This is a genomic window from Sporosarcina sp. Marseille-Q4063, from assembly GCF_018309085.1.
Classification (GTDB): Bacteria; Bacillota; Bacilli; order Bacillales_A; family Planococcaceae; genus Sporosarcina.
The window spans coordinates 622,303-648,527 of the sequence record NZ_CP070502.1 but is presented as its reverse complement, the minus strand read 5'-3'; the positions used below and the strand labels follow the sequence as shown (position 1 = coordinate 648,527).

General features: G+C 38.0%; 28 protein-coding genes and 1 pseudogene. 27 read left to right on the top strand and 2 right to left on the bottom strand.

Annotated elements, in window-relative coordinates; genetic code table 11:
* Positions 1 to 251 precede the first annotated feature (251 nt).
* From JSQ81_RS03315 to treR, 4 genes are read left to right on the top strand one after another with little or no spacing between them, the layout of a single operon-like run.
* Positions 252 to 749 (top strand): PTS sugar transporter subunit IIA, encoded by a 498-nt coding sequence (locus tag JSQ81_RS03315; protein ID WP_212606317.1) that lies wholly within the window; start codon positions 252 to 254, stop codon positions 747 to 749.
* Positions 750 to 771: 22 nt separating this feature from the next.
* Positions 772 to 2,178 (top strand): PTS system trehalose-specific EIIBC component, encoded by a 1,407-nt coding sequence (treP, locus tag JSQ81_RS03310; RefSeq protein WP_212606316.1) that lies wholly within the window; start codon positions 772 to 774, stop codon positions 2,176 to 2,178.
* Positions 2,179 to 2,210: 32 nt separating this feature from the next.
* Positions 2,211 to 3,869, top strand: coding sequence for an alpha,alpha-phosphotrehalase (gene treC, locus JSQ81_RS03305; RefSeq protein WP_212606315.1), 1,659 nt, complete (start codon positions 2,211 to 2,213; stop codon positions 3,867 to 3,869).
* Between the two features lie 13 nt (positions 3,870 to 3,882).
* Positions 3,883 to 4,596, top strand: coding sequence for a trehalose operon repressor (gene treR, locus JSQ81_RS03300; protein WP_212606314.1), 714 nt, complete (start codon positions 3,883 to 3,885; stop codon positions 4,594 to 4,596).
* Positions 4,597 to 4,834: 238 nt separating this feature from the next.
* Here treR and sspI read toward each other — a convergent pair whose 3' ends face one another.
* A complete protein-coding gene (sspI, locus tag JSQ81_RS03295) occupies positions 4,835 to 5,044 on the bottom strand; it encodes a small acid-soluble spore protein SspI (protein ID WP_212606313.1) in 210 nt (69 codons plus the stop codon).
* 91 nt (positions 5,045 to 5,135) lie between these two features.
* On the opposite strand from sspI, the gene JSQ81_RS03290 reads away from it, so the two are divergent.
* The 3 genes from JSQ81_RS03290 to pheT all read left to right on the top strand — a co-directional run bounded on the left by JSQ81_RS03290 (position 5,136) and on the right by pheT (position 10,152).
* Positions 5,136 to 5,900: a TrmH family RNA methyltransferase gene (locus JSQ81_RS03290; protein WP_212606312.1), complete on the top strand. Its 765-nt coding sequence runs from the start codon at positions 5,136 to 5,138 to the stop codon at positions 5,898 to 5,900.
* Between the two features lie 790 nt (positions 5,901 to 6,690).
* Entirely contained in the window at positions 6,691 to 7,728 is a 1,038-nt protein-coding gene (pheS, locus tag JSQ81_RS03285; protein ID WP_212606311.1) for a phenylalanine--tRNA ligase subunit alpha, read from the top strand.
* A 12-nt stretch (positions 7,729 to 7,740) separates the two neighbouring features.
* Positions 7,741 to 10,152 (top strand): phenylalanine--tRNA ligase subunit beta, encoded by a 2,412-nt coding sequence (gene pheT, locus JSQ81_RS03280; protein WP_212606310.1) that lies wholly within the window; start codon positions 7,741 to 7,743, stop codon positions 10,150 to 10,152.
* A gap of 61 nt (positions 10,153 to 10,213) precedes the next feature.
* Here the strand turns inward: pheT and JSQ81_RS03275 are convergent, their stop codons facing one another.
* Positions 10,214 to 10,675, bottom strand: coding sequence for a DUF3888 domain-containing protein (locus tag JSQ81_RS03275; protein ID WP_212606309.1), 462 nt, complete (start codon positions 10,673 to 10,675; stop codon positions 10,214 to 10,216).
* Between the two features lie 74 nt (positions 10,676 to 10,749).
* On the opposite strand from JSQ81_RS03275, the gene JSQ81_RS03270 reads away from it, so the two are divergent.
* The 20 genes and pseudogenes from JSQ81_RS03270 to JSQ81_RS03175 all read left to right on the top strand — a co-directional run bounded on the left by JSQ81_RS03270 (position 10,750) and on the right by JSQ81_RS03175 (position 26,079).
* Positions 10,750 to 11,433, top strand: a complete 684-nt coding sequence (locus JSQ81_RS03270) for a YjjG family noncanonical pyrimidine nucleotidase (protein ID WP_212606308.1) — start codon at positions 10,750 to 10,752, stop codon at positions 11,431 to 11,433.
* A gap of 30 nt (positions 11,434 to 11,463) precedes the next feature.
* Complete coding sequence (locus tag JSQ81_RS03265) at positions 11,464 to 11,817, top strand: DUF1801 domain-containing protein (RefSeq protein ID WP_212606307.1); 354 nt, start codon at positions 11,464 to 11,466, stop codon at positions 11,815 to 11,817.
* A gap of 34 nt (positions 11,818 to 11,851) precedes the next feature.
* A complete protein-coding gene (locus JSQ81_RS03260) occupies positions 11,852 to 12,424 on the top strand; it encodes a GNAT family N-acetyltransferase (protein ID WP_212606306.1) in 573 nt (190 codons plus the stop codon).
* Positions 12,425 to 12,536: 112 nt separating this feature from the next.
* Complete coding sequence (purU, locus tag JSQ81_RS03255) at positions 12,537 to 13,445, top strand: formyltetrahydrofolate deformylase (RefSeq protein WP_212606305.1); 909 nt, start codon at positions 12,537 to 12,539, stop codon at positions 13,443 to 13,445.
* Between the two features lie 125 nt (positions 13,446 to 13,570).
* On the top strand, positions 13,571 to 14,428 hold the full coding sequence (locus tag JSQ81_RS03250; RefSeq protein WP_249336704.1) for a DMT family transporter: 858 nt from the start codon (positions 13,571 to 13,573) through the stop codon (positions 14,426 to 14,428).
* A gap of 92 nt (positions 14,429 to 14,520) precedes the next feature.
* Positions 14,521 to 14,961: a MarR family winged helix-turn-helix transcriptional regulator gene (locus tag JSQ81_RS03245; RefSeq protein ID WP_212606303.1), complete on the top strand. Its 441-nt coding sequence runs from the start codon at positions 14,521 to 14,523 to the stop codon at positions 14,959 to 14,961.
* The gene (locus JSQ81_RS03240; RefSeq protein ID WP_212606302.1) at positions 14,954 to 16,135 is read left to right on the top strand and encodes an MFS transporter; all 1,182 of its coding nucleotides are present in this window, start codon (positions 14,954 to 14,956) and stop codon (positions 16,133 to 16,135) included. The genes JSQ81_RS03245 and JSQ81_RS03240 overlap by 8 nt, the downstream gene beginning before the upstream one ends.
* Before the next feature lie 27 nt (positions 16,136 to 16,162).
* Positions 16,163 to 16,660, top strand: a complete 498-nt coding sequence (locus tag JSQ81_RS03235) for an SRPBCC family protein (RefSeq protein ID WP_212606301.1) — start codon at positions 16,163 to 16,165, stop codon at positions 16,658 to 16,660.
* 915 nt (positions 16,661 to 17,575) lie between these two features.
* Positions 17,576 to 19,373, top strand: a pseudogene (ltrA, locus tag JSQ81_RS03230) (group II intron reverse transcriptase/maturase).
* Between the two features lie 221 nt (positions 19,374 to 19,594).
* A complete protein-coding gene (locus tag JSQ81_RS03225; RefSeq protein ID WP_212606300.1) occupies positions 19,595 to 19,864 on the top strand; it encodes a YesK family protein in 270 nt (89 codons plus the stop codon).
* Between the two features lie 123 nt (positions 19,865 to 19,987).
* Positions 19,988 to 20,206: a hypothetical protein gene (locus JSQ81_RS03220; RefSeq protein ID WP_212606299.1), complete on the top strand. Its 219-nt coding sequence runs from the start codon at positions 19,988 to 19,990 to the stop codon at positions 20,204 to 20,206.
* 200 nt (positions 20,207 to 20,406) lie between these two features.
* A complete protein-coding gene (locus tag JSQ81_RS03215; protein ID WP_212606298.1) occupies positions 20,407 to 20,748 on the top strand; it encodes a YolC/YozM family protein in 342 nt (113 codons plus the stop codon).
* Between the two features lie 96 nt (positions 20,749 to 20,844).
* On the top strand, positions 20,845 to 21,252 hold the full coding sequence (locus JSQ81_RS03210) for a DUF4181 domain-containing protein (RefSeq protein ID WP_212606297.1): 408 nt from the start codon (positions 20,845 to 20,847) through the stop codon (positions 21,250 to 21,252).
* Positions 21,253 to 21,401: 149 nt separating this feature from the next.
* Positions 21,402 to 21,560 carry a DUF4083 family protein gene (locus tag JSQ81_RS20170; RefSeq protein WP_212606296.1) on the top strand — a complete coding sequence of 53 codons (159 nt, stop codon included), beginning with the start codon at positions 21,402 to 21,404 and terminating at the stop codon, positions 21,558 to 21,560.
* A 123-nt stretch (positions 21,561 to 21,683) separates the two neighbouring features.
* A complete protein-coding gene (locus tag JSQ81_RS03200) occupies positions 21,684 to 22,472 on the top strand; it encodes a TraX family protein (RefSeq protein WP_212606295.1) in 789 nt (262 codons plus the stop codon).
* A gap of 115 nt (positions 22,473 to 22,587) precedes the next feature.
* Positions 22,588 to 23,142 carry a GNAT family N-acetyltransferase gene (locus JSQ81_RS03195; protein WP_212606294.1) on the top strand — a complete coding sequence of 185 codons (555 nt, stop codon included), beginning with the start codon at positions 22,588 to 22,590 and terminating at the stop codon, positions 23,140 to 23,142.
* 110 nt (positions 23,143 to 23,252) lie between these two features.
* The gene (locus JSQ81_RS03190) at positions 23,253 to 24,266 is read left to right on the top strand and encodes a S66 family peptidase (protein WP_212606293.1); all 1,014 of its coding nucleotides are present in this window, start codon (positions 23,253 to 23,255) and stop codon (positions 24,264 to 24,266) included.
* Positions 24,267 to 24,492: 226 nt separating this feature from the next.
* Positions 24,493 to 24,858, top strand: coding sequence for a hypothetical protein (locus JSQ81_RS03185; RefSeq protein WP_212606292.1), 366 nt, complete (start codon positions 24,493 to 24,495; stop codon positions 24,856 to 24,858).
* 218 nt (positions 24,859 to 25,076) lie between these two features.
* Positions 25,077 to 25,466, top strand: a complete 390-nt coding sequence (locus JSQ81_RS03180) for a VOC family protein (RefSeq protein WP_212606291.1) — start codon at positions 25,077 to 25,079, stop codon at positions 25,464 to 25,466.
* A 256-nt stretch (positions 25,467 to 25,722) separates the two neighbouring features.
* Complete coding sequence (locus tag JSQ81_RS03175) at positions 25,723 to 26,079, top strand: transposase (RefSeq protein WP_212606290.1); 357 nt, start codon at positions 25,723 to 25,725, stop codon at positions 26,077 to 26,079.
* The last annotated feature ends 146 nt before the right edge of the window (positions 26,080 to 26,225 follow it).

Genomic DNA, 26,225 nt, shown 5'->3' with positions numbered 1-26,225 from the left:
CTAATTTCACTACACAGAAAAAGTTATTTAGATTGCAACAACATCCACTCATTAACTATAGAGAACGAAAGCAGCAACTTCTATACATAGACAAAGCCGGCGATTCCCCAATTTGTTTATGAAAATAGGAATAAGGAAATAGTGTTAGTAGTATGTAAAACTTGGAATATGCGTGGAAGCGGTTGCATAACATGTATATACAAGTTATAATAAAAGCAATACATGTATAGACAAGTAGAGGAGAGATGTCATTGTTGAAAAAACTATTTGGGAAAAAAGAAGTTATTAAAGAAGAAACGATTATAGCTTCGCTTACTGGGTCAGTCGTTCAGCTTGAGGATGTACCAGATCCTGTTTTCTCGCAGAAGATGTTGGGGGATGGGATTGCAATCATGCCTACAGATGGAACAGTTGTTGCTCCATTTGACGGAGAAATCGTTCAATTATTCCCTACTAAACACGCAATCGGTTTACGCGGGAAGTCTGGGCTTGAAGTCTTGATCCATATCGGATTGGAAACGGTCGCGTTAAATGGAGAAGGATTTGAAGCATTTATCAAACAAGGTGACAAAGTTGCTGCTGGAGATAAACTCGTCAAGTTTGACATGGATTTTGTTAATGAGAACGCAAATAGTCTTGTAACTCCAATCACGTTAACTAACGGTGATATTGTTGAGACGTTTACGGTTACCGAAGAATCCGCCGTTGTTGCCGGTGAAACAACATTATTACAAGTGCATATAAAATAAGAATTAATTTGGAGGAATTAGAATGGAATTTTCGAAAGAAGCCAAACAGATAATCGAAGCTGTTGGTGGGAAAGATAATATTGCAGCCGTTACACATTGTGTCACTCGGCTACGATTTGCTTTGAATGATGAGTCAAAAGTGGACTCGGAGGCATTGAGTGATTTAAAAATTGTCAAAGGAACATTTTCAGCGAACGGACAATATCAAGTTGTCATTGGACAAGGAACAGTCGATAAAGTCTTTGCAGCAATGAACAAAGAGAGCGGGATAGGGGAATCTTCAAAAGATGAAGTGAAAGAAGCCGCCTCTAAAAAACAAAATCCATTGCAACGTGCTATTAAAACGTTAGCAGATATATTCATACCAATTTTACCAGCCATCGTTACAGCTGGATTATTAATGGGAATCAACAACATTCTTACGAATAAAGGAATTTTCTATAAAACACAATCCATTATTGACGTGCATACGCAATGGGCTAGCGTAGCTGATATGATTAATATCATCGCGAATACCGCCTTCGTCTTTTTACCTGCCTTAATCGGTTGGTCGGCAGTTAAACGATTTGGCGGAAGTGAAATATTAGGGGTCGTTTTAGGGCTGATATTAGTTCATCCTGACTTACTGAATGCATGGGCTTATGGTGAAGCGCTAGCTGGAGATGGTATTCCGACATGGAATCTCTTCGGTTTAGAAATTAATAAAATTGGTTATCAAGGTCAAGTCTTACCTGTATTATTTGCATCTTGGATACTAGCTAAACTAGAAATCGGGCTTAGAAAACGCGTTATCGATTCATTGCAATTATTGGTCGTTGCGCCAATCGCTTTACTAGTAACAGGTGTTTTAACATTTATCATTATCGGTCCGATCACATTCGTCATTGGTAATTTTATTACCGACGGTTTAGTAGCAATCTTTGATTCGTATGCATTAATTGGCGGATTGGTATATGGAGCAATTTATGCGCCATTGGTTATAACGGGTATGCACCATACGTTCCTGGCAGTAGATTTACAGTTAATCGGAAGTACTGGTTCAACATTCTTATGGCCAATACTGGCTTTATCAAATATTGCACAAGGATCTGCCGCATTTGCGATGATGCTTGCAACGAGAGATGATAGATTGCGCGGTCTATCCGGGACATCTGGAATTTCCGCATGGCTCGGTATTACGGAACCCGCGATGTTCGGTGTTAACTTACGGTTCAGATATCCGTTTATAGCGGCTATCATCGGTTCATCCATTGCAGCTGCATTTATCACTTTCCAGAAAGTGCTCGCAACTTCCATTGGTGTTGGCGGGGTCCCTGGAATATTCTCGATAATTCCGAATGGCTGGGTTTCATTCATCATTGGAATGGTTATTGTTATCATTGTTCCATTCGTAATCACATTTTTGATCGCAAAACGGAAGAAAGACTAATTATACAACTAGATTATTGAGGTGTTTGTTTTATGAGTAATACATGGTGGAAAGATTCAGTCGTTTATCAAATTTATCCTAAAAGTTTCATGGATACAACGGGAAGTGGAACAGGCGATATTAAAGGAATCACTACAAAATTAGATTATCTAAAAGAATTAGGCGTGGATGTTCTCTGGTTAACACCGGTTTATCAGTCCCCACAAAATGATAATGGGTATGACATCAGCGATTATTATTCGATTGATGAGTCATTCGGTACAATGGAAGACTTTGAGGAATTGCTAGAAGAAACCCATAAACGCGGCATGAAATTAATTATGGACCTTGTGATTAATCACACATCAACAGAACATGAATGGTTTAAAAAATCCGCTAGTTCCAAGGATAGCGAATACCGCGATTTCTATATTTGGAAAGACCCGGTTGATGGTAAAGAACCGAATAATTGGCAGTCCAAGTTCGGAGGATCGGCATGGGGTTATGATGAAAACACGGATCAATATTACTTGCACCTATTTGACAAAACGCAAGCCGATTTGAATTGGGAAAATGAAACAGTACGTAAAAAACTTTATGAAATGATTCAATTCTGGGCGGATAAGGGCATCGATGGTTTTCGTTTGGATGTTATCAATTTAGTATCTAAAAACCAAGAATTCCCGAATGATGATATTGGGGATGGCCGCAGATTCTATACGGACGGACCTAAAATTCACAAGTATTTACATGAACTGAATCAGGCAGCTCTTTCACCGAATCAGCTAATGACTGTAGGCGAAATGTCTTCGACGACGCTTGAGAGTTGTATCTTGTATACGGGGGAAGAACGAAAAGAATTAGACATGACGTTCCAATTCCATCATTTAAAAGTAGATTATCCCGAAGGAGAAAAGTGGACAAAAGCGCCATTCGATTTTATTCAACTAAAAGAGATTCTTGCGCATTGGCAAGTTGGAATGCATGAGGGTAAAGGTTGGAATGCATTGTTCTGGTGCAACCATGACCAACCTCGGATTGTATCTAGATTAGGCGATGACGAGAATTATCACGCCGAATCAGCAAAAATGCTTGCGACGACAATCCACATGATGAATGGAACGCCTTATATTTACCAAGGTGAAGAAATCGGCATGACGAACCCTAATTTCGCAGACATTAGTGACTATCGTGATGTTGAATCGTTAAATGCTTATCAAATCATGAAAAACGATGGAAAATCGGATCAAGAAATTATCGAGATTTTGCAACAAAAATCACGTGATAACGCGAGAACGCCAATGCAGTGGTCGGCGGAGCAAAATGCTGGATTTACTACCGAAAAGCCGTGGATTTCAGTTGCGGAAAACTATCCCGAAATTAATGCGGAAAAAGCAGTATCAGAACCAGATTCAATATTTAACCACTATAAAGATTTGATAGCGCTAAGAAAGCAATATCCGATTATTGTTCACGGCGACTTTAAAATGCTTTTGGAAGATCATCAAAGCGTGTTTGCTTATACAAGAAATTGGGAGAATGAAACTGTTCTTGTCGTCAACAACTTTTATGGTGAGGAAGTAACGGTCGGTTTCAATTTGGACGCTACTGAAGATGTAGAAATTCTGAATTCAAACTATAAGGACTCCGCACGCACATTAGATGAATTAACATTAAGACCTTATGAATCAGTTGTGTATTACGTAAGATAATGAGGTTGTCAAAATGAAAAAATATTTAGCGATTTATCATGACCTGGTCGATAAAACAAAAAGTAACTATTGGGGGGAAGCAGAAATGCTTCCTTCTGAAAATAGTTTGACGGTGAAGTATGATGTATCTCGTGAAACGATTCGAAAAGCGCTCGATTTACTTGCCCAAAATGGCTATATTCAAAAAGTGCGCGGAAAAGGATCAGTCATTCTCAATGTAAATAAATTCGACTTTCCCGTATCTGGAATCGTTAGTTTCAAAGAACTTGCGACAAATTTGCAAATTCCGACGAAGACTATTGTAAATGAATTGTCGCTTGTTGAAGCGGATGAAAAACTACAGGTTAAATTGGATTTAGAGCCGAAAGAATTGGTATGGAAAGTTGCGCGCATCCGAGAAATAGCCGGGGATAAAGTAATTTTGGACAAAGATTTTTTTAATAAAAGCATCGTCCCTGTTTTGACAAAGGAAGCATGTGAAGATTCCATCTATGAATACTTGGAAAATAAGCTGAACTTGAAAATCAGTTACGCTCGAAAAGAAATCACAGTTGAAGAACCGACTGATGAGGATCGTGAATTATTAGATTTAGAGGGACACTTTAATATTGTCATTATTAAGAGCATGGTCTATTTGGATGACACAACTTTATTTCAATATACCGAATCCCGCCACCGTCCTGATAAATTTCAATTTGTAGATTTTGCTCGCAGAACGCGGAATTAGAAAAAGTCCATTTCGTCAATTGCTTTCAATTGATGGAATGGACTTTTTGGATATACTATAAAGTTATAAAATTGTGAAATACTTATATTTCACGTCCAGTTTCAGCGCCTAGCCCCTCGGGTCACAAGCCATTTTGCTAGGGAAGGATTGAACTGCATCCTTCCTTGGTGGCTGAAGTACGCCTCCTCACAAAACGTCTTGTGCCTGTCGGGGCTGAACAAGGCGCTTACGCTTTTGGTTAACCGGCAAATACTTTCGCGAGTTCGTTCGTCATTTGTGATTTTTCTTGTTCACCTGAACTATTCCAGAGTTTTTCAAAAAAGACTCCAAGTCCAGGTAATAAGTGTTCCTCACCTCGCTTGATGGCATCTTCTACAACTCCGCGTATATCTTCTGCTGAGTTGTTTGTCATGTTTGCTGTGATTGCATCCCTTATTTGAAAATCCATAGCATCAGCCTCCCGCTATCATTTTGTACACATTTATCGCCAATTATACGGTCATTTGATACACTGAAAAGAAAAAGGTGGATATATATTTATGAAGCGCATTGAATCAATCCAAAACTCGCTCGTGAAACATTGGAAAAAACTTGTGTTAACAAGGAAAGAACGAGATAAATCGAAAGAATTTCTAGTCGAAGGGTTTCATCTTGTTGAAGAAGCCTTAAAATCGGAAAATGCGGTTCTTTCATTGATTGTTCGTGAAGGCGTTGAACTTCCGGATAATTGGAATACTGAAAACGTGCAAATGGTTGAAATCAATCAGGCGGTTGCAAAAGAAATTGCAGAAACAGAACAGTCGCAAGGCGTTTTCGCATATTGCCGTCAACCGGAATATGATGAAGAAATGTATTCATCATGGACAAAATTATTGTTAATCGATTCCGTGCAGGATCCCGGTAATGTGGGAACGATGATTCGGACAGCGGATGCTGCGGGAATGGATGCGGTCATTCTGGGGCAGGGAACTGCGGATCCATATAATCCGAAAACCGTGCGTGCTGCGCAAGGTTCAAATTTCAATATTCCGGTCGTAAGAGGGGATCTTGTTCAGTGGGTTCAGAATTTGAAAGCTGAAGGAGTTCGAGTGATTGGAACCGGGTTAACGAATGCATCGAATTATACGGATGTTGAGATTGACTCGAAGTTTACAATTATTGTTGGGAATGAAGGAAGCGGAGTCAGTCCTGATTTATTAGCATTGGCTGATAACGTTGTGAAAATACCTTTATACGGAAAAGCTGAATCGTTGAATGTTGCTGTTGCTACTGGGATACTTTTGTATACGTATGCTGAAAAATAAGTTGCTACTGCTACCGAGTATTTGAAAAGTTCATTATTCAAGTGATTATTTAATAAATGACCGTTGATTTGCGTTCCGGGCGGACGCTTTCCGGCGTTCCGGGCGGCGGCCTGCACTCCAATCAACTAATTTCATTATACTGGGAAATTTATTTAGGGTTATCCTATTATCTTTAAAGCTTGGATATTAGTTTGGGTGAGCATATGGTCCCGACTTGCAAGCAAAATCAATTGAGTGCAACCAAAACACTTACAAGTGCAACCAAAACGCGTTGAAGTGCAAGCAAACCGCCTATAAGTGCAAGCAAAACCACCCGAGCCGTTTAAAGAAGGGTATGTTGTTGAATAACCTTAGCCATTCGGGTATACTTAAAGATAATTGAAATAAAAAAAGCTTTGATTGGGAAAAGTAAACAATAGGAAAAGCCAAAAGGAAGTTTGCGCCTTGACTGAAAGCGTGAATTGGTTTTGTTTGTTTATGTTCACCCCATGAGCTGCCGCCGGGACTAGAGAAATCTATAAAGGCGTGCCGGCACCGGACCGTTAACCGATTTGAGAGATCATACGGTTTTATTTAACGTATGGTAATCAGGGTGGTACCGCGAATTTACGTCCTCGTCCCTTTTATAGGGGCGGGGATTTTTTGCATCTAGTTTATGGGCGCCAAACGCTCGAGGTCACAAGTCAATCCTGCGGTGCGGCAAAAAGCGCCGCTCCGCAGGCTCGCCTTGTGCTTGTCGCGTCTGAGCGGGCGCCCAACACTTTTGGTGAATTTCGAAAGGAGACTTATTATGGAACAACAGTTGAATGAATTAAAAGATCAAGCATTAGCGAAAATTCAAAAAGCGACGAATGTGAAGGAATTGAACGAGGTCCGTGTCGCTTATTTAGGAAGAAAAGGACCGATTACAGATGCTTTAAAAGGTATGGGGAAATTACCAGCCGAAGAGCGTCCAAAAATGGGTGCGCTTGTTAACGTCATTCGTGAAACCGTTACTGCAGTACTTGAAGAACGTATGGCAAAACTGGAAGAAGACGCGATTAACGAACAACTCGCGAAAGAATCTATAGACGTGACATTGCCAGGTAGACCTGCGCGTACTGGAAATCACCATCCGTTGACTCGCGTGGTCGAAGAAATCGAGGATTTCTTCATCAGCATGGGTTACGAAGTTGCGGAAGGGCCTGAAGTTGAGAAAGATTATTATAACTTCGAAGCGCTTAATTTGCCGAAAGGCCATCCAGCACGTGATATGCAAGACTCATTTTATATTTCAGAGGATATTCTTCTTCGTACGCATACGTCACCTGTTCAAGCGCGCACGATGGAAGCAAAAGGCGGCGCGCCGATCAAAATCATCTGTCCGGGGAAAGTATACCGTCGGGATAGCGATGATGCGACACACTCTCACCAGTTTACGCAAATTGAAGGGCTTGTCATTGGCGATGATATTCGCATGAGCGATTTAAAAGGTACGCTTTCTTTATTCGCAAAGAAAATGTTCGGAGATGATCGTGAAATTCGTCTGCGTCCCAGTTTTTTCCCGTTTACAGAACCATCCGTTGAAATGGATATTTCTTGTTTCAAATGCGGTGGCGATGGCTGCAACGTTTGTAAAAAGACGGGGTGGATTGAAATTCTAGGTGCCGGCATGGTGCATCCGAATGTGTTGGAAATGGCAGGCTATGATCCATCTGTCGTTACAGGTTTTGCATTTGGAATGGGACCTGAGCGAATTGCAATGTTGAAATACGGTGTGGAAGATATTCGTCATTTCTATACGAATGACGTTCGTTTTGTATCGCAATTTCACCGGACAGAAGCATAAGGAGGAAAATACATGTTAGTTTCTACAGAATGGCTAAAAGATTATGTGAATATAGATGGAATTCCCGCTCCTGAGTTGGCGGAAAGCATTACACGTTCAGGAATTGAAGTGGATGCGATTATTGAACGTTCAAAAGGCATGACGAATGTTGTTGTGGGGCATGTACTGGAATGCGTTCAACATCCAGATGCTGATAAACTAAACGTTTGTCAAGTTGATGTCGGAATGGAAACGACACAAATCGTCTGCGGAGCAGCGAACGTTGCAGAAGGACAAAAAGTGATTGTCGCAAGACCTGGAGCAGTTCTTCCGGGCGGATTTGAAATTAAACAAGCGAAACTTCGCGGTGAAGAATCAAACGGAATGATTTGTTCGCTACAAGAACTTGGCATTGAAGGTAGACTCGTTCCCAAAGAATATGCGGAAGGGATTTACGTTCTACCGGCAGACGCGGTAGTAGGTTCAAATGCGCTTAAAATTCTTGAGTTAGACGATACAGTCTTTGAATTTGATTTGACGCCGAATCGCTCGGATGCATTAAGCATGTTAGGTGTCGCTTATGAAGTAGGCGCGATATTATCTCAAGAAGTGAAATTGCCAGAAATTGCTTATGAAGAATCGGCTGAAAAGGCAGAAGACATGCTTAAGCTTCGCATCGATGCGAAAGATGAAAATCCGATGTATGTAGCAAAAGTCGTGAAAAACGTTAAAATTGCCGAGTCACCATTATGGCTTCAAAATCGCTTGATGGCTTCTGGTATTCGTCCGCATAATAACGTTGTTGACATTACGAACTTTATTTTGCTTGAGTATGGTCAGCCGCTCCATGCGTTCGATTATGATCGACTCGAAACAGGTGAAATTGTCGTGCGTCTTGCAGAAGAAGGCGAGAAAATCACGACGCTTGATGAAGCTGAACGCACATTGAAATCGCATCAACTTGTGATCACGAACGGCACAGAACCGGTCGCTATCGCAGGTGTGATGGGCGGAGCGAATTCAGAAGTACACGAAGGAACGACGACGGTTGTCATTGAATCAGCATACTTTACACCAGCAACTGTACGTAGAACTTCTAAAGAGCATGGGTTGCACAGCGATGCGAGTACGCGTTTTGAAAAAGGCGTGGACCCAGAGCGCGTTATTGCAGCGGCTGAACGTGCGGCACAACTTATCGCAGAAATTGCGGATGGGGAAGTGCTCACTGGTTCCGTCATGATTGATGAGCTCGACAAAACACCAGTGCAAATTACGATTTCGCCGGATTACATTAACAATCGACTCGGCATGAAAATTTCATTAGAAGATATGCTTTCGATTTTAGAGAGATTGAAGTTTCCAACCGAGGCGATCAATGGAAGATTAGTGATTGATGCGCCGACGCGTAGACAAGATATCTGTATTAAAGAAGATGTCATCGAAGAAATTGCTAGAATGTATGGGTATGATAATATTCCAATGACTCTTCCTATTACCGAATCAAATCCAGGCGGCCTTACGCCTTATCAGCAAAAACGCAGAACTGTAAAAGCGTTTTTAGAAGGCGCTGGATTATATGAAACATTAACGTATTCACTAACGTCAGCGAAAGAAGCACAGACCTATGCGCTTGAAACAGCGCCGGTTACGAACTTGCTAATGCCGATTAGTGAAGAAAGAAGCACGCTTCGTCAAAGCATTATTCCTCATTTACTCGAGGTAGCTACGTATAACGTTGCGCGTCGTAATGAATCTGTAGGGTTTTATGAAATTAGTTCAGTATTCCTTGATGAAGAGGAAGACGGTCTTCCGAAAGAAACGGCACATGTTGCAGCAGTCATCACAGGAAATTGGGTTGATCATGCGTGGCAAGCGGATACGAAAAAAGTTGATTTCTTCGTATTGAAAGGAATTGTCGAAGGGCTGATGGATAGTCTAGGCCTTATCGATGGATTAACTTTCGAACAGGCAGTTCTAGAAGGAATGCACCCTGGACGTACAGCAAACATTTATCACGACAATAAACGCATTGGTTTCATCGGCCAAATTCATCCGACGGAACAAAATAAGCGTGACTTGAAAGAGACTTATGTCTTAGAAATGAATCTTGATAAAATCCTTTCTATCGAGACGGAAGAATTACTTTATGTACCTGTTCCACGTCACCCATCGATCTCACGAGACATTGCACTTGTTGTTTCGAGTGATACATCAGCTGGGACACTTGAAGACGTCATCCGACGCGCTGGAGGCAAATTATTAACTGGCGTTAAGTTGTTTGACCTTTACGAAGGAGATAATGTTGAAAGCGGCATGAAATCAGTTGCATTCTCCTTGAAATATCAAGATTCAGAACGCACATTAACAGACGAAGAAGTCGTCAAAGCGCATGAAAAAGTATTAGCAGCATTGACAAGTGAAGCAGGGGCACAGCTTCGCGGATAAATTAAATAAAAAACTAACCGGTCCATTTCATTGCGAATTGGATCGGTTTGTTTTTTCTGAATTAATAAGTCTCCAAGCCAGAATCACCTAATTTTGCCTTCTTGATATGTTTCCAATTTGGAGGAAGTTCGTATGTTTCTATATGCTTAAAATTGCTGAGTTTTACTGTACTTGGAGTAATATAAAATGTTAATTGGTCTTTACCAACTTCAATATGCGGGCCGACTACAGGAGTAACCTCAAGGGTAATTAATAATTCAAATGAACGATATTCACCAAGTCTCTCCATATTTATAATGTTTATCTGATAAGGATAAACTGTAGGGCGTTCATTAAGAAAATTAGCGTAATAATCCCAAACAACCTTATCAATAGTCGGTGACATTAATGAAAAAAATAAATCCATCATTAGTTCTTCTTCAGACTTTTCAGCTGGTTGATAATAATCTTGTTTGGCATGAGATGGTATTGAAGTCATTAATGCTAAAATGAGGATAGCGGGAACAATAATGTTTTTTCTCAATGCTAACACCACCTTTCATTTATTATTGTTCCTAGATTGATTTTTTATACAAATTTACGATACTGGAGGTAATTATGAAATACGAAATTATATTATTTGATGTTGATGACACTTTGTTCGATTTCGGTAAGTCGGAAAAACAAGCTCTGCACAAAACTTTTACAGAGTTTGGATTGCCAACAGGATTGTTTGATTATGAAGTCGCTTACCAAGAAATCAGCAAAGTTTTATGGGGAGATTTGGAAAATGGACTAATCACGATAACTGATTTGGGGATAGAGAGATTTAAGAGATTATTCCTTTCGCATGAACTTGAAATTAATGCAGAAGCATTTAGCTCTGCTTATCTTAAACACTTGGGTAATAAAACACATCTCGTACAAGGAGCTGTGGAATTATGTGAAAATCTTTCGGGTTACCGGATGGCGATTATTACAAATGGATTCACAGACGTACAGAAATCAAGAATTGAAGGTTCTCCTCTATGTAATCTATTTGAGCATATTATTATTTCTGAAGAGGTTGGTTTTCAAAAGCCTGAAAAGGAAATCTTCGATCATGCGTTTTCTAAGCTGCAAATTAAAGATAAAGAAAAAGTATTGATTGTGGGTGATTCGTTGACCTCTGATATTCGTGGGGGAATGAATTACGGGATTGACACTTGCTGGTTTAATCCGCATGGTAAAGAAACTAAGTTAGGAATTGAGCCGACATATGAAATTCAAGAGCTAAAAGATCTTCTAAAGATTGTGGGGTAACTGAAAAAATATAAGGAGTGAATTGAAAAAATGAAACCTAATATAAACGAAAAAGTTGATCAATTCATTGAAAAATTACCAGAAAATATTCAAGAAATAACAACTTGCCTGCGTAACCTTCTCTTTGAAACATCCGGAAATTTCACAGAGGAAATTAAATGGGGAATGCCATCTTACGGCATACAAAAAAATATTTGTTATCTACAACCATCCAAAAATCACGTGAATTTAGGATTCTATTTTGGGGCAAGCCTTATAGATGAAGACAATCTACTAGAAGGAACAGGCAAACAAATGCGACATGTAAGAATCAAAAAAGTAGAAGAGATTCAACCCGAAAAAATTAAAGCATTAATTCAATCAGCAATTGAATTTAAAGCTTGAATTAATTAAAAAGCTAAAGAAGGAGGAGATTCAAATGCAAAAAGAATTTCCTATTATTGAAACAAACAGGCTAATCTTACGAGAAATAACAAAAGAAGATGCTAGTGATATGTTAAAGTATCTGTCTGATAAAGAAGTTGTGGCATCAATGGGGCTAGAACCATTCCAAACAGAGAAAGATGTGTGGGATGAAATTAATTGGTACAAAACTATCTATGTTGAAGGTACAGGGATTAGATGGGGAATTTCACTTAAGAATTCCCGTAAAGTTATCGGAAGTTGTGGTTTTCTGAATATGATTCACAAGCATCATCGGGCTGAAATTGGCTATGAATTATGCCGAGAATACTGGGGACAGGGGCTAGCTAGTGAAGCTTTGGAAGCCATCGTTAAATATGGATTTCATCACTATCAATTAGAAAGAATTGAAGCATTAATCGAACCTGCTAATCTCCGTTCGCAAAAATTAGTAGAAAAGCAAGGTTTTATCAGAGAAGGACTACTGAGGCATTATGAATTCACTTGTGGTAAATTCGATGATTTGTATATGTATTCAATCATATCGAATGATTTGTTTACTTTAGTTGAAAATTTAAAAAAGATGTGACGCAATTTAATTAATTATTTATCATCTTCTTGAATAGGGTAAATCGTTGAGAAGTTGCCCAAGATGTTGCATAATAGGAAGTTAATATCTTTATGAATAGAGGGTTTTTGCAATGTCTATCAGTACAGAAGTGAATATGAAATCAAAGAATCAAAACAATAAACTAGAGAATCAGGGACGGCTATTAGTGAAATGTCCGGACAAGCCCGGTATCGTATCGGTATTGTCGACATTTTTATATAATCATGATGCTAATATTGTTGAATCCAGCCAGTATTCTAGCGATCCAGAGAATGGAACTTTTTTCATTCGTATCGAGTTTCATTGCGAGAATCTATTGGAGAAAGCGGCACAGATTGAGAAGGATTTTGAGGAGATTGCGGGCAGCCATTCAATGGAGTTCCAATTTACCTATGCGAATGAACGACAACGTTCAGCGATATTTGTTTCAAAAGAACCGCATTGTTTGGTAGAACTTTTGTGGGAATGGCAAAATGGCGATTTGGATACAGATATTGTCGTTGTTATTAGTAATCATGAAGTAGCAAGAGATATGGTGGAGGCGTTAGGAATTCCTTTTCATTATATTCCGGCAAACAAAGAAATTCGGGAAGAAGTCGAAGCCGAACAAATTCGCTTGATGGAAGAATATAACGTTGATTTACTAATACTTGCGCGCTATATGCAAATCTTGACACCTAATTTTGTTGAACATTTTGAGAATCGAATCATTAATATTCACCATTCTTTCCTTCCAGCATTTATCGGAGCAGGACCATATGAACGTGCATATGACCGTGGTGTAAAACTGATTGGCGCTACTTCTCATTATGTAACAAATGATCTCGATGAAGGACCGATTATTGAGCAGGACGTAGAGCGTGTAGATCATCGTGATCATGTGATTGATTTGAAAAAGATAGGGCGTCAAATCGAGCGACGCGTTCTTGTGAAAGCTGTAAAATGGCATCTTGAAAATCGAATTATTGTTAAAAACAACAAAACAATCGTGTTTCATTAATAAACGCTTTAAAGCATCAACATCTATACAATTAATTATTGTTGTAGATGTTGGTGTTTTTATTAATTTCCCGAAAAAAATTAGAATGAATAGCGGGGGAAGTGATGTGTGTGAATAGAGTTCCAATGTTGCAAATGGCGTTAGCGATGGCGATTTTCGGTTCGATCGGTTTTTTCACAATACAAACAGGAATACCAGCAGTGGAATTAGTGTTTGTTCGCTGCATTTGCGCCACGTTCTTTTTAGGCGCTTTCTGGTTAATCTCCGGTCTTCATAAGGTGGAAGTTTGGCAAAAGCGAGAAGTCGTCCAAACGATTTTGTGCGGCATCTTTTTAGTTTTGAATTGGGTGTTTTTATTCAAAGCATTTGAAGTGATGTCGATTACAATTACGATTACTCTCTATAATTTAGCGCCAATTTTTGTAATCATTATAGGCGGTTTGTTTCTAAAAGAGAAGATGACAGTTACATCAATATTAGCGATAGTCACTTGTTTCTTGGGAAGCGTATTAATAATCGGCATCCATAACTTCAATTCCTTAACCGACTTCGTAAGTTCGGGTTTCGGTTGGGCAATCCTTTCGGCGATATGTTTTGCGATGACGATGTTGCTTGGAAAAGGAATTACGCGACTTAGTGCATACGCGATGACGTTTGTGCAGTCTTCAATCGGGATTCTCATGTTATTCCCGTTTATGAACTTCAGTGTTTTCATCGGGTTGAGTGATTCGAATTGGTTTTACATAATTGGCACGGGCTTGATACATACCGGTTTTGTTTATTATTTATTTTTCAATAGCCTGCGTAAATTATCGACAGTTGTCATATCCGCTTTGGTGTTTGTGGATCCAGTCGTAGCCATTCTTCTCGATACGATTATCTTGGATTTTAAGCCTACTAATCTACAAGCTATAGGAATCCTTCTCATTTTCGGCGGGATTGTTTATACAATTGTTAAACAAGAAAGAGAAATTATCGAATAAGGACCTTCGGGTTCTTTTTTTGTTTTCGAATGAAAATAAAGGTATGCTATTAATTAGTTTCACAAACTAACTAAATGAAGGCGGGCGAGTCTATGAAACCACATAAGCAACTTTTTTATGCGTATTCGGCTTTATATCGACCGTATTTTAACCAATTAAATGCACAGCTAGCGCCGTTCAATCTTACTAGTTCTCAGTGGGCGATACTGCATTTTATCTTACTCGAAGGCGCACATACAATTAGTGATGTTTCCATATATCACAATGTCGAGAGACCAACAATCACAAAAATGGTTCAAAGATTAACTGAGCTAGATTATGTTGAAGCGCAGCCTGGAGAAGACAAACGTACAAGGTTTATTCGATTATCTGAAAACGGACAAGCAGTGTGTGAGCAAGTTCAAGAAAGGTTAAGCGCGTATCAAAGCTATCTATTGGAAGAGATACCGGAAGCCGATCAATTACTGGTCGCGGATGTTTTAAGGAAAATATCAGCAAGAATTAACATTAACGAGGATGGGTTGCATGAATAAAGAAAAATTATGGACAAAGGAATTTATATCAATATCAGTCGTGAACTTTTTTCTGATGTTGTCGATGTATTTATTGTTAGTGACAATGGCAACATATGCGACAGAAGAATATAATGCATCTTCAAGCACCGCGGGCCTTGTAGCAAGTATATTTATATTAGGTGCGTTAACAGGTCGATTTTTCGCGGGTAAACAAATGGAGAGAATGGGAAGCCGGAAAATATTATTGGGCGGGACCCTTTTATTTATCATTGTCACATTGTTTTATTTCCTTCCCACAAACGTTTACGGTTTAATTGCGATTCGTTTTTTTCATGGAATAGGGATTGGATTTGCGACAACGGCAACCGGAACAATTGCAGCGCATGTAATTCCGTCTACCAGAAGCGGTGAAGGAATCGGTTATTTTAGCTTGAGTGCAGTATTGTCAACAGCAGTGGGACCGTTAATCGGAATCGCATTGATCAACTCTATCGGTTATTCCAGTATTTTTGTATTTACATTGGCTATGGGAATTGTTAGTTTCCTCATTGCACTTCCTATAAAAGCACCGAAAATTAAGTATAAAACAAGTTCGGATAACAAAGGATTTAAGTTGTCCAATTACTTTGAACCGAAAGCATTGCCGATTTCCATTGTGATGTTAGCTGGAGCTTTTGCTTATTCCGGAATTCTTTCGTTTATTGCGGCCTATGCCAAGGAAATAAATTTAGTTCAAGCTGGCGGGTTTTATTTCTTTGTTTATGCGATTATTATTTTAATTTCACGACCATTTACGGGTAGATTGATGGATTTAAAAGGCGGAAATAGCGTTGTTTACCCTGGTCTTGTTTTATTTGCGATTGGAATGTTAGTGTTAAGTCAAGCCCAATCGAGCATCATCTTTTTAGTGGCAGCTGCGATTATTGGGTTAGGGTACGGTAATTTTCAATCAAGTACACAGGCGATCGCTATAAAAGTTACACCGCCGCATAGAATGGGATTAGCAAACTCAACGTATTTTATTTTCCTTGAGCTTGGCCTTGGATTAGGTCCTTTCATACTTGGAATCATGGTTCCCTTAATTGGTTATGGAGGGTTATACTTATCGATGGTGGCTCTCATAATACTAGTGATACCGCTTTACTATATTTTACATGGGAAGAATGATAAGGAAATCTTTTTGACGGAATGAATTGATTTAACTACAAGGAGAGATTTTATGAGCAATTATTCAACAACGATATTAACAATGGTAAGGAATTTTGATGTAGCATCTGAAAAGGTCTTTGATGCATGGTTGAATCCCGAAATGATAAGAAAGTGGTTATTCACATTGGAAGGAACAAACAAAGTGGCAACTAACAATCCTGAGGTAGGCGGAACATGGGAAATCGTTGACCGTCGCGATGGTAAGGATTACCGTGCGATTGGGGAGTATGTTGAAATTAGTCCGTCGAAAAAATTGGTATTTACGTTTGAAATGCCACAGTTTAGCGATACAGTAGACACGATTAGGGTCGAGTTAAAAGAAATTCCAGAGGGTTGCGAAATGACATTTTCACAAGCTATCATTGTTCCGCATGAAGAAAATTGGACAAGCGACGATATCGAAAAGGCGATTAAAGAGTACCACGATGGATCTGAACATGGCTGGAACCTAATGTTTATGGGACTGAAAGAATTAGTTGAAACGGGAAAGGTCAGCTATACAGGGTGAAAAAATGTGAAGATGGCCTCCAATGAAATTTATGGGTTCGGTGCACTGGGAGAAAACATTGAATTGGTGTCCCATTTTTGTTGCTATATCAATGTTTAGGCAATTATTGATAGAAAATATTTTAGAATTAACTGAAGATATCAAAGGGAGTAAAAGATTTTGTGCTAAAATAGAGATATAAGAAGACGTCTTATTCAGCAAACGGGCCAGCGCGACAAGTTCTGTGATAAATGCCTTCGGCATGAAAACACAGGAAATTTATAAAGTAAATTTCAACTTTACAACGGAGGATAGGAATGAGGAAGCCATGTTTTCTGAAACTATCCCATTAAGATTCCTGCGTGCGTCATGAAGGACAGTTCATGGGGTTCGAAGCACAGGTAGAGTCGGCAGAAGGAAAGCTAAAGCCATTCCTATGGAAAAGGTATGCCAACTGATATGCCGGATGGCTGAAAAACTAGATACGGTTAGAATGTTCCTTCCTAAAGGAACTGACAAACTTCCGAAATTAAGGGTCTAAAGTTTGAACATAGTGTAAAGCTATGTCCCATCCAACGATGGGGCGAGTGGTGAAAAGTAAAACTTGGCCCTCTGAAATTCGCTATACCGGACAATGGCGGTATCCAACTCGCAGGCTTAAAGGAAGCACCTACGTCTAGAATGGATAGCTACGTTGTAAGGGACTTGGGAAGCAAGAGACGTTGAAACGAGGACTGTCATCCAAAACGTTTGCTATAAGGGATTAACTGAAATGCATTCACTCTTGTGAAGGTAGGGGTATGACCTGTGAAATTCCTGTAATGGGAACGGAGGAACAGCCCCAAGTCTAACGAGGTAAAACGATTATTTTCTTCACGTGAATGACACCGATCGGGTAGGAATGTGGGAACATCACTCATTAGGAGGGATGCCACAGTGTCAACTTTGAGATATTGGGATTACTACAATATGACGGAAACCTTCACGGATTTATACGAAAAAGCCAATAATCACAATACGTTCAGCCATCTCTATGACATTATTATCTCAAGAGAGAACATTTTATTGGCGTTTCGTACAATCAAAACAAACAAAGGTTCCAAAACACCGGGCACGGATGGTAAAACCATCGATGACATCAAAGGGCTTTCGGAAAATGAATTAGTGGAAACCATCCAAACAAAACTGGAAAACTATCGACCCAAGAAAGTTAGAAGAAAATGGATTGAAAAGGAAAGTGGTGGACTAAGACCACTTGGTATTCCATGTATTCTCGACCGGGTTATCCAACAGTGTTTTAAACAAGTTCTTGAGCCTATTGCAGAAGCTCATTTTTACAGTCACAGCTATGGCTTTAGACCGTTAAGGTCTACTCATCATGCTATGGCAAGGGTACAATTCTTAATTAATCAAGCGCAGCTACATTACGTGGTTGACATTGATGTTAAAGGCTTTTTCGATAACGTAAATCATACGCTTCTCATCAAACAATTATGGAATCTAGGAATCCATGATAGAAGAGTATTGGCTTGCGTATCCAAAATGTTGAATGCCGAAATTGATAAAGAAGGAGTACCATCTAAAGGAGTTCCTCAAGGTGGTATCTTATCAACTCTATTATCAAACATTGTACTAAACGACCTAGACCAGTGGGTCGCGGGTCAATGGGAGTTCTTCCCTCTCTCGAAAAACTACAAATCAAAAGTTGGGGAAAGATACGCAAAGAAACGTACAAACCTCAAAGAGGGATACCTTGTCCGCTATGCGGACGATTTTAAAATCCTTTGTCGAGATGGGATAACGGCTCAGAAGTGGTATCATGCAGTTGGAATGTATCTCAAAGAACGTTTAAAACTAGACATATCACCGGAAAAATCGCAAATCGTAAATTTGCGAAAGCGAGAATCTGAATTCTTAGGCTTTACAATCAAAGCGAATGCAAAGAGAAACAAAAGAGTTGCCCATACGGGCATTAAAAAGAAGAAACAAGAGAAATTAAAAGAACAGGCTAAATTTCATATCCAAAGGATAAAGAAACCGCCTACCACTCAAAATGCATTACGTTTCAAATAGTTTTGTTTTAGGTATTCACAATTACTTTAACCGAGCAACTCATGTCAACCTGGAGTTCTCACGTCTCTCCTATGAATTAAAAGCCTTTCTGTATAACCGCCTTCGTCCTGTAGGGAAATATGGACATCCAATCAACCCTAGCTCGGCATATAAAAAGTTCTATAGCACGAAAGTGAAAACGTTCAAAATCGCAGGAGTACACTTATTTCCGATTGGAGATGTCAGAACTGTAAATGCCATGAACTTTAGCCGCAAGCTTTCTCTTTATACGGAGGAAGGCAGAAAGAGAATTTACGATAAATTAAAGCCGAATGTCAGTTTAGAAATCAGCGGATTAATGAAGGCAAAGCTTCCCAATAGAACGGTTGAATATGTGGATAACCGCATTAGCCGTTTCAGTATGAAAATGGGTAAATGCGAAATCACAGGTTGGAGTTTAACCTTCCAAGAAGTTCACTGCCATCATTATATTCCAACACATCTTGGAGGAACGGACAAATTCAATAATCTCCGTATTCTTCACAAAGACATACATCGCCTTGTACATCGTAAAAACACAGAAATTATCTCGGCAGAGATAATGAAATTCGGATTAACGGCTCCAATGATAAGAAAACTAAACCAATACCGAATGGAATGTGGGCTTGAAACGGTAGTATAATCTCACGTCAAAAAGGAACGAAGAACTTATAATCTAGTATACATCGATAGATGGAGCGCCGAATGCTGGGAAACTAGCACGTTCGGTGCGGAGCAGGGGAAAAGCTGGAGATGACTTCAAAGGCTTACCTATTGCTACTTTTGTGAAATAAGTAGCCGTGGAGTCTATTGGTAGGTAGAGTAATTATATGATGAACTAAAAAACAGAAGGGGTTGAGTAGTATGATGATTTTAGTACCTTTTTTAACAGCTGTTATATTGGGAAGTATTATATTATTGATTACTTGGTGGTTTAAGAAAATGCACCTTTCTTTTTTTGTCCGAACAATACCAGGAATCTTAACAGCTATAACGGCAATTGTTCTGTTTTACATTGGTTTTGTAAAGATTAGGGGATTTGAAGGTGCAGCTTACGGAATTGTCGCTTTCTTTCTAATTGGTTTTGCAGTAGTTTCTTTTATAATGGCCAAGAAGACCATTGAAGCAAAATAAAAAAGTTGCACATCTTCAACAAACGGGCGCGATTCTTTAATAAGCGATTGCGTCCATATCACACAAACCGGCCAGATTGTGTTGATTTACTAAATTAATTTTTGAAAAAGAAAGGAGAATTACATGAAAATCTTTAGTGAAGCCGACATTGAAAAATACTTAAAATATACTGATAAGAATGTAATCCCACTTGAAGAAGTATTGGGTAATTGTTTTACATGTGGTGAACTCCTTAGTGAAGTTGAGTTGCCTGAAGGTCCAGAAAAGAAAGTTGTTTGCTTAAAAGACCGAGATTATTTTATAGAAGGGTATGAAGAATTGCAAGAACTTGGAGAAATTTGAGTAACGACAGTGAAAAAAATTATAAAAACAAACCTCTGAATATTAACAGTTTGTGAATATGCTCACTTAAGCTAACGGGCGCGATTATTGAATAGATTTTCTTCAGGCGATGTGGCTGCCTTAGAGGCAACTATATAAAACAATCGGCCAAGTTAATGAACTATCTATTTAAAAAACATAATGAATTTAGGGGTGGTATTATGAAGAAAATAATTTTCGGATTATCTATAATTCTGGCTGGAATAGTACTATTTTTTGTACAAGATCCACTTGAAATGAGTAAGACTGGAAATGGTATTGATAAAACATTATTTTCTAGCGAGAATCAAGTTTTTAATGACGCTCAAGATAAATTCACTGTGTATGGTATGGGATTAAGCCAAGAAGAAAAAAAGATGACGGTTAGAATTAAAGAAGCTCAGTACAAAGAACTAGTAGAATCATACTTTAAAGACCTCTTAGATTCTCATTCTATGAAAAACTATGAACTTGAGGTATTTGCTGATGAATTATCTTTTCACGAAAAAAATAACGATCTATAATAAAAGATAGAAATATCTCCGTAAACGGGCGCAATTCTTTAATAAGGATTAGCGCCTATTCAGTAATAGGGCCAGATTGCAAGGAGGGATAGTGCTATGATTTGGTTTTTTCTAAGGCTTGCTTTAATTTTCATTGTTACTTTTGCTTTAATATATATAGCAAAGTCCCTTATGCGAAGAATGTTTAACATACCGAAAGTAAGTGAGGATGATTCTTCTCGCAATTACGTGAAGCAGTTACATCGGGAAGTGGATAAACCATTTAGAGACTATTCATTGGTTATTTTATTTTTAGTTTTAGTGGTAGATCTCGTGTATTTTCCCGAATCCTATAACTTGTTTATTATTACGGTTCTTATATTCACATTCATACGGATGATGATTAGGGCATTTTTTGAATGGAAATATTCTAAGTATCCAAAGCAGTTTATTTTAACTTTAACGGAGATTTTTATTTTATTAGTAGTTGTAATCGTTGTGGCGAAATTTAATTTACTGTATTAAATTATCGGGCGCTTTTGTCTTACAACGTTGTGCTGCAATCGGGCTAGTATTGTTGGATAGATACAGTCTAGAAGATCGGTTACTTTGCCAGGAAATAGCTTTGTAAAACTATCTCTCTTTCGGTAGTGGCTAAAAGGAGTTAGATAAATATGCAAGTGTTGTTAGGTATCTCATTCGTTTGTTTTCTTGCGTTGATGTTTAGTTTTCTACTGAGCAATCAACAGAAAAAAATTCAAAGCAATAAGAGAATAGAAAAGAAATTAGATAAGTTAATCACTTTGCTAGATAAAGAAAACAGTAACAAGTGAAAAAGAAAATTTTGTACAAATGGGAGCGATTATTGAATAAATCGCCTTAAGGTGATGGGATGACTTAGAGGCAACTATATAAAACAAACGGGCCAATTTACGGAATATAGTAGGAGAGAATAAATGACAAATACAAAACTTAAAATTATTGCATTAATAACAATGCTCATTGATCATATTGGTCAATTTATTCCTAATACGACTGATTGGTTTCATTGGATAGGCAGAATAGCAATTCCCATTTTTATTTATGCTTTAGTTATAGGCTATCAACATACTTCAAACAGAAAAAATTACATCATTCGTTTGTACCTTTTTAGTTTTGGAATGGCAGTATTAAATCTTATTTTCAACATTAGTTTTAACGAAACCCAAATGTATATAACAAACAATTTTTTTGCACCACTTTTTTTAATTGTGATGATAATTTATCTGTTAGAAAAAAAGCAAAGCAAATATGTATTTTATCTTATCATTTGGCAAGTATTAGCTTTGTTTCTGAGTGTGTTATTTGTAGAAGTATTAAGTTTAGACTTGACTAGTGAGACTACAATCAATTATCAGTTTTTTGGATCTGCATTCGGTAGCATTCTCTTCGTAGAAGGTGGTCCACTATTTGTACTTCTTGGCTTATTTCTTTATCTAACCAGAAAAAAAATAAGCTGCATTGTTATCGTCTATTGCTTGTTTTCCTTGTTTTGTTATATAGCTTACGTTAAATGGGGTCAGAGACCAGATGCCCCTTATATTTATTTAGTTCAATTTGCAAGATATCAATGGATTATGATTGCTGCATTACCGTTTATCCTGCTTTATAACGGAAAAAGGGGAGCCGGTTTAAAACACTTTTTTTATATTTTTTATCCAGGACACATCTTAATCTTATATTTGATTGGAATCTATTTAAAGTAAAATTATTTATGCCGCAATCGGGCGCGATTGTTGCACAGGGATTGCACCTTTTTTAACAATCGGGCCATTTTGTTGGATTGGGATTCAAATATTATTAATCTCTGGGGGGATTGGATTGTCCAAAGTTTCATTAGTTCCACATAATAAAATTTATGCAAAATCAATGTCAGCACTTTCGTCATCACCTCAAGTAAAGGCTGCGTTGGGACTTACCAATGACCAAACTTCTCTTGAAGGAACTATTGGTTTTATCGAGTTTATTCGGGAACAAGAAAGACTAGGAAAGCAATATTCAAGAGCCATCCTTAATGAAACCGAAAATTTAATCGGGGTAATAACACTAAAAGACATTGATAACATCAATAAAACTAGTCATATCGGTACTTGGATAGGGAATCAATATTGGGGGCAAGGCTATAATTTATTAGCAAAAAGGGAAATCTTATATAAAGCATTTACAGAATTAAATTTGGATTATGTATTCGCTGGAGCCAAAACTTCTAATATACGATCTATGAAATCCCAAGAGAAGTTACCTTTTATGCGGATCGAAGTCCAAAAAGAGTTTCCAGATGAACATAGGAAATTAGAGTCCGAAGTTAATGCCTCTTGTATATTAAACGTGGTAGAAAAAGATATGTTTTTAAAATGGATTTTACAAACAGAATAGAAAAGCTAAATAAACAAACGGGCGCACAAATTGAGTAAGAGTGCGCTCTTTTTGAATAGAGCCATGTTGCTAACCAATTTCTTGAAAAAAATCGAGGTGAAAAAGTTATCATGGAATCATTAAAAAAGGGAGATGTAATTGGTATATTTACACCATCTTCACCTGCCACAGTTACTGCAAAACAGCGCTTTAAACGGGCTAAATCTTTTTTAGAAGCAAAAGGTTTTGTTCTTATGGAAGGAAAATTGACAGGACGGTCGGATGGATATCGTTCAGGATCACCCAAGGAGCGTGCAGAGGAGTTAAATGAGCTACTAAGAAACCCGAACGTAAAGATGATAATGTCCACTATTGGTGGAACGAACTCCAATAGCATGTTGCCATATATCGATTATGAAGCATTTAAGCGGAATCCAAAGTTAGTTGTTGGATATTCGGACGCAACAGCTATCTTACTCGCTCTTTATGCAAAAACAGGTATTACAACATATTATGGTCCTGCTTTAGTTCCTTCATTTGGTGAATTTGAGCCTTTAGTAAATGCTACATATCGTTATTTTGAACAATATTTCATGCAAGGGAACGAGCTACCTTATGAAGTACCAATTCCTCCATTTTGGTCAGATGAGCTAGTAAATTGGCTAGAAAAAACGACAGAGAAAAAACTTTACAAAAATGAATGGATTACTGGCCATAGTGGCATTGCAGAAGGAAGACTAATAGGTGGTAATGTGAATGCTATGTGTGGATTTATTGGTTCACCTTATTTCCCTACAATCGAGCAAGGAGATATTCTATTAATTGAAGATTGCATGAAAAACGCCTCAGTTGTTGAAAAAAACTTTGCCATGTTAAAAGTACAAGGCATTTTTGATAAAGTTGCTGGTATTATCTTGGGAAAACATGAACAATATGATGATTTAGGTACGGGCAAACAGCCATTAGACTTATTGATAGAGCAATTAGATGGATTAAACATACCGATTTTAGCTGAATTTGATACGTGCCATACCCATCCAATGCATCCGCTAGCTATTGGCAAGAAAGTGAAGTTAGATGCTGGAAGAAAAAAAGTGCTTTGTACGGAAAACTGGTTAGATATCTTTACAGGAATAAAAAGCTGATCTACTGCAATTGGGCGCTATTCTGAATTAGAGGATCCCACAAACGGGCCAGATTGTTGAACTTGTTAAACTGAATAAGAAAGGAAAAAGCTCTTTTTCATATTGAACTAACGGGGCAGGTTAGCTGAACAAGAAAACGTAACTTTTCTATATATGATTTCGTCTAATGTAATAATAAGGAAGGTGTTATTATGAAAAACCATTTAAGGATTGAGGTAAATTGATAATGAAATTAAGTTTGTTAATCACAATTTTATTAAGCAGTTTATTATTTGCTTGTACTTCAGAGGAAGTTAAGGACAATAAGAGTGGGGTAAGAACAACTTCTATAGGAACGATTGAGGAGATAAAGGATGATAAGAGTGAGGTAAGAGCAACTTTTATAGGAACGATTGAGGAGATAAAGGATTATTATGCAAAAGTTCTTGTCATTGAATCTGAAGGATTTTCAGGACTAATATCGGTAGATTTGTCAGTGAGTCCAGATGAAACTTTTCAAGTTGGTGATAAGGTAAAAGTTGGATACAACGGTAGTGTAATGGAATCACAGCCAGTTCAGATAGTTACGCTTACTTTAGAAAAAGTGGAGTAATACTATAAGAGAAATTGTCCAACAAAAGTGCTGCTTTACCTCAACTGGAGTATTGCTTGTTCTTATTGTACTAACCCGGTGCTTTACTTGAAGATCATTGAGCTGCATATGTGGCTCTTTTTCTTTATTGAACTAATGGTGCAGGTTAGTTTTAGAAGAAGGAGTATTATTTCGACTTATAGAATTTATAGATATATACAAACTTAGGAGGGAAATAAATGATTTTTGAAATAACTAATCAAGTCCGTGTTACTGATATTCAAGAAGGACAGAGGTGGTATGAAACTTTACTAAACAAAAAGCCTGATTTTATACCACACGATGGATTCGTCGAATGGGAGATTCTAACTGGTTGTTGGTTGCAAGTTGCTGAAGGAATGCCTTCTGAGGGTAGTGGACCTTTACGTTTAGGGGTTACTAATATAGTTGCAGAAAGAGATAGACTTGTAAAAGAGTTAGGAATTGAGAACTTTGAGATATTTTCACGTGAAGAAGTCACTGTAAAATGGGGTTCTTTCACTGACCCTTGGGGGAATCAACTGGGTTTCTTTGAGTATTTGGATAAGAAAGAAGAAAATGAGCGTATTAAAATGATTTTGGGAATTTGAGGATAAAAAATAAGTTTCTTATTCAACTAACGTGGTGCTTTACTTCCAGAAGGAGTAAAGCCTTTTTCCTTATTGAACTAAAGGGGCAGAATAGTTGAATAAGAATAAAAAATATAATGAATGAGATGACGTTGTAACCCGTTCAGTTCAGAGGTACAAAAAACTAAAGAGCAGATCAATTCACTACAATTATCACGCCAATATGACATATAACTTAGCGTATTAAGCAAAACTACCTGGAGATGAGGCAGCAATTATGAATGAAATTTTTGTGAAGTCGCTTTCTGAGTTAATAGTTAAAGAAAATCTTGAAAGCTATAAAGACTTATATGAAACGACAGTAGTAGATTCAAAAACTGACCCATACTATAAAGAAGCTCTTAATCTCTACAACAGTATATCTGAGGAAAAAAGAGTGGTTTTAATGAATATAATAGAGCAAACAATGGTTGATACTATTTCATCAATGTTAGGAATCATTGATGGAAGCATCCCCTTAGATGATGATGATGATTCTATTGAACCTAAACTGCTCTTGAATTCTGTTGACACAGAAGGAGAACTACAAGATCAATTTCTTGAATTTATAGAAGGGAAAGAAAGCGGTATATAAATTCAACTAACGGGTGCTTTAGTGAGAATTCGGCTGCCTTTTATGGCAGCTTTTTATTATTGAATTATAGTACCCGTGATTGCGTACAAGTTTGTTGTAAGTTGGCATAGGTACCTGTGTTAGTAGCTATCGTTAGTGTTATAACT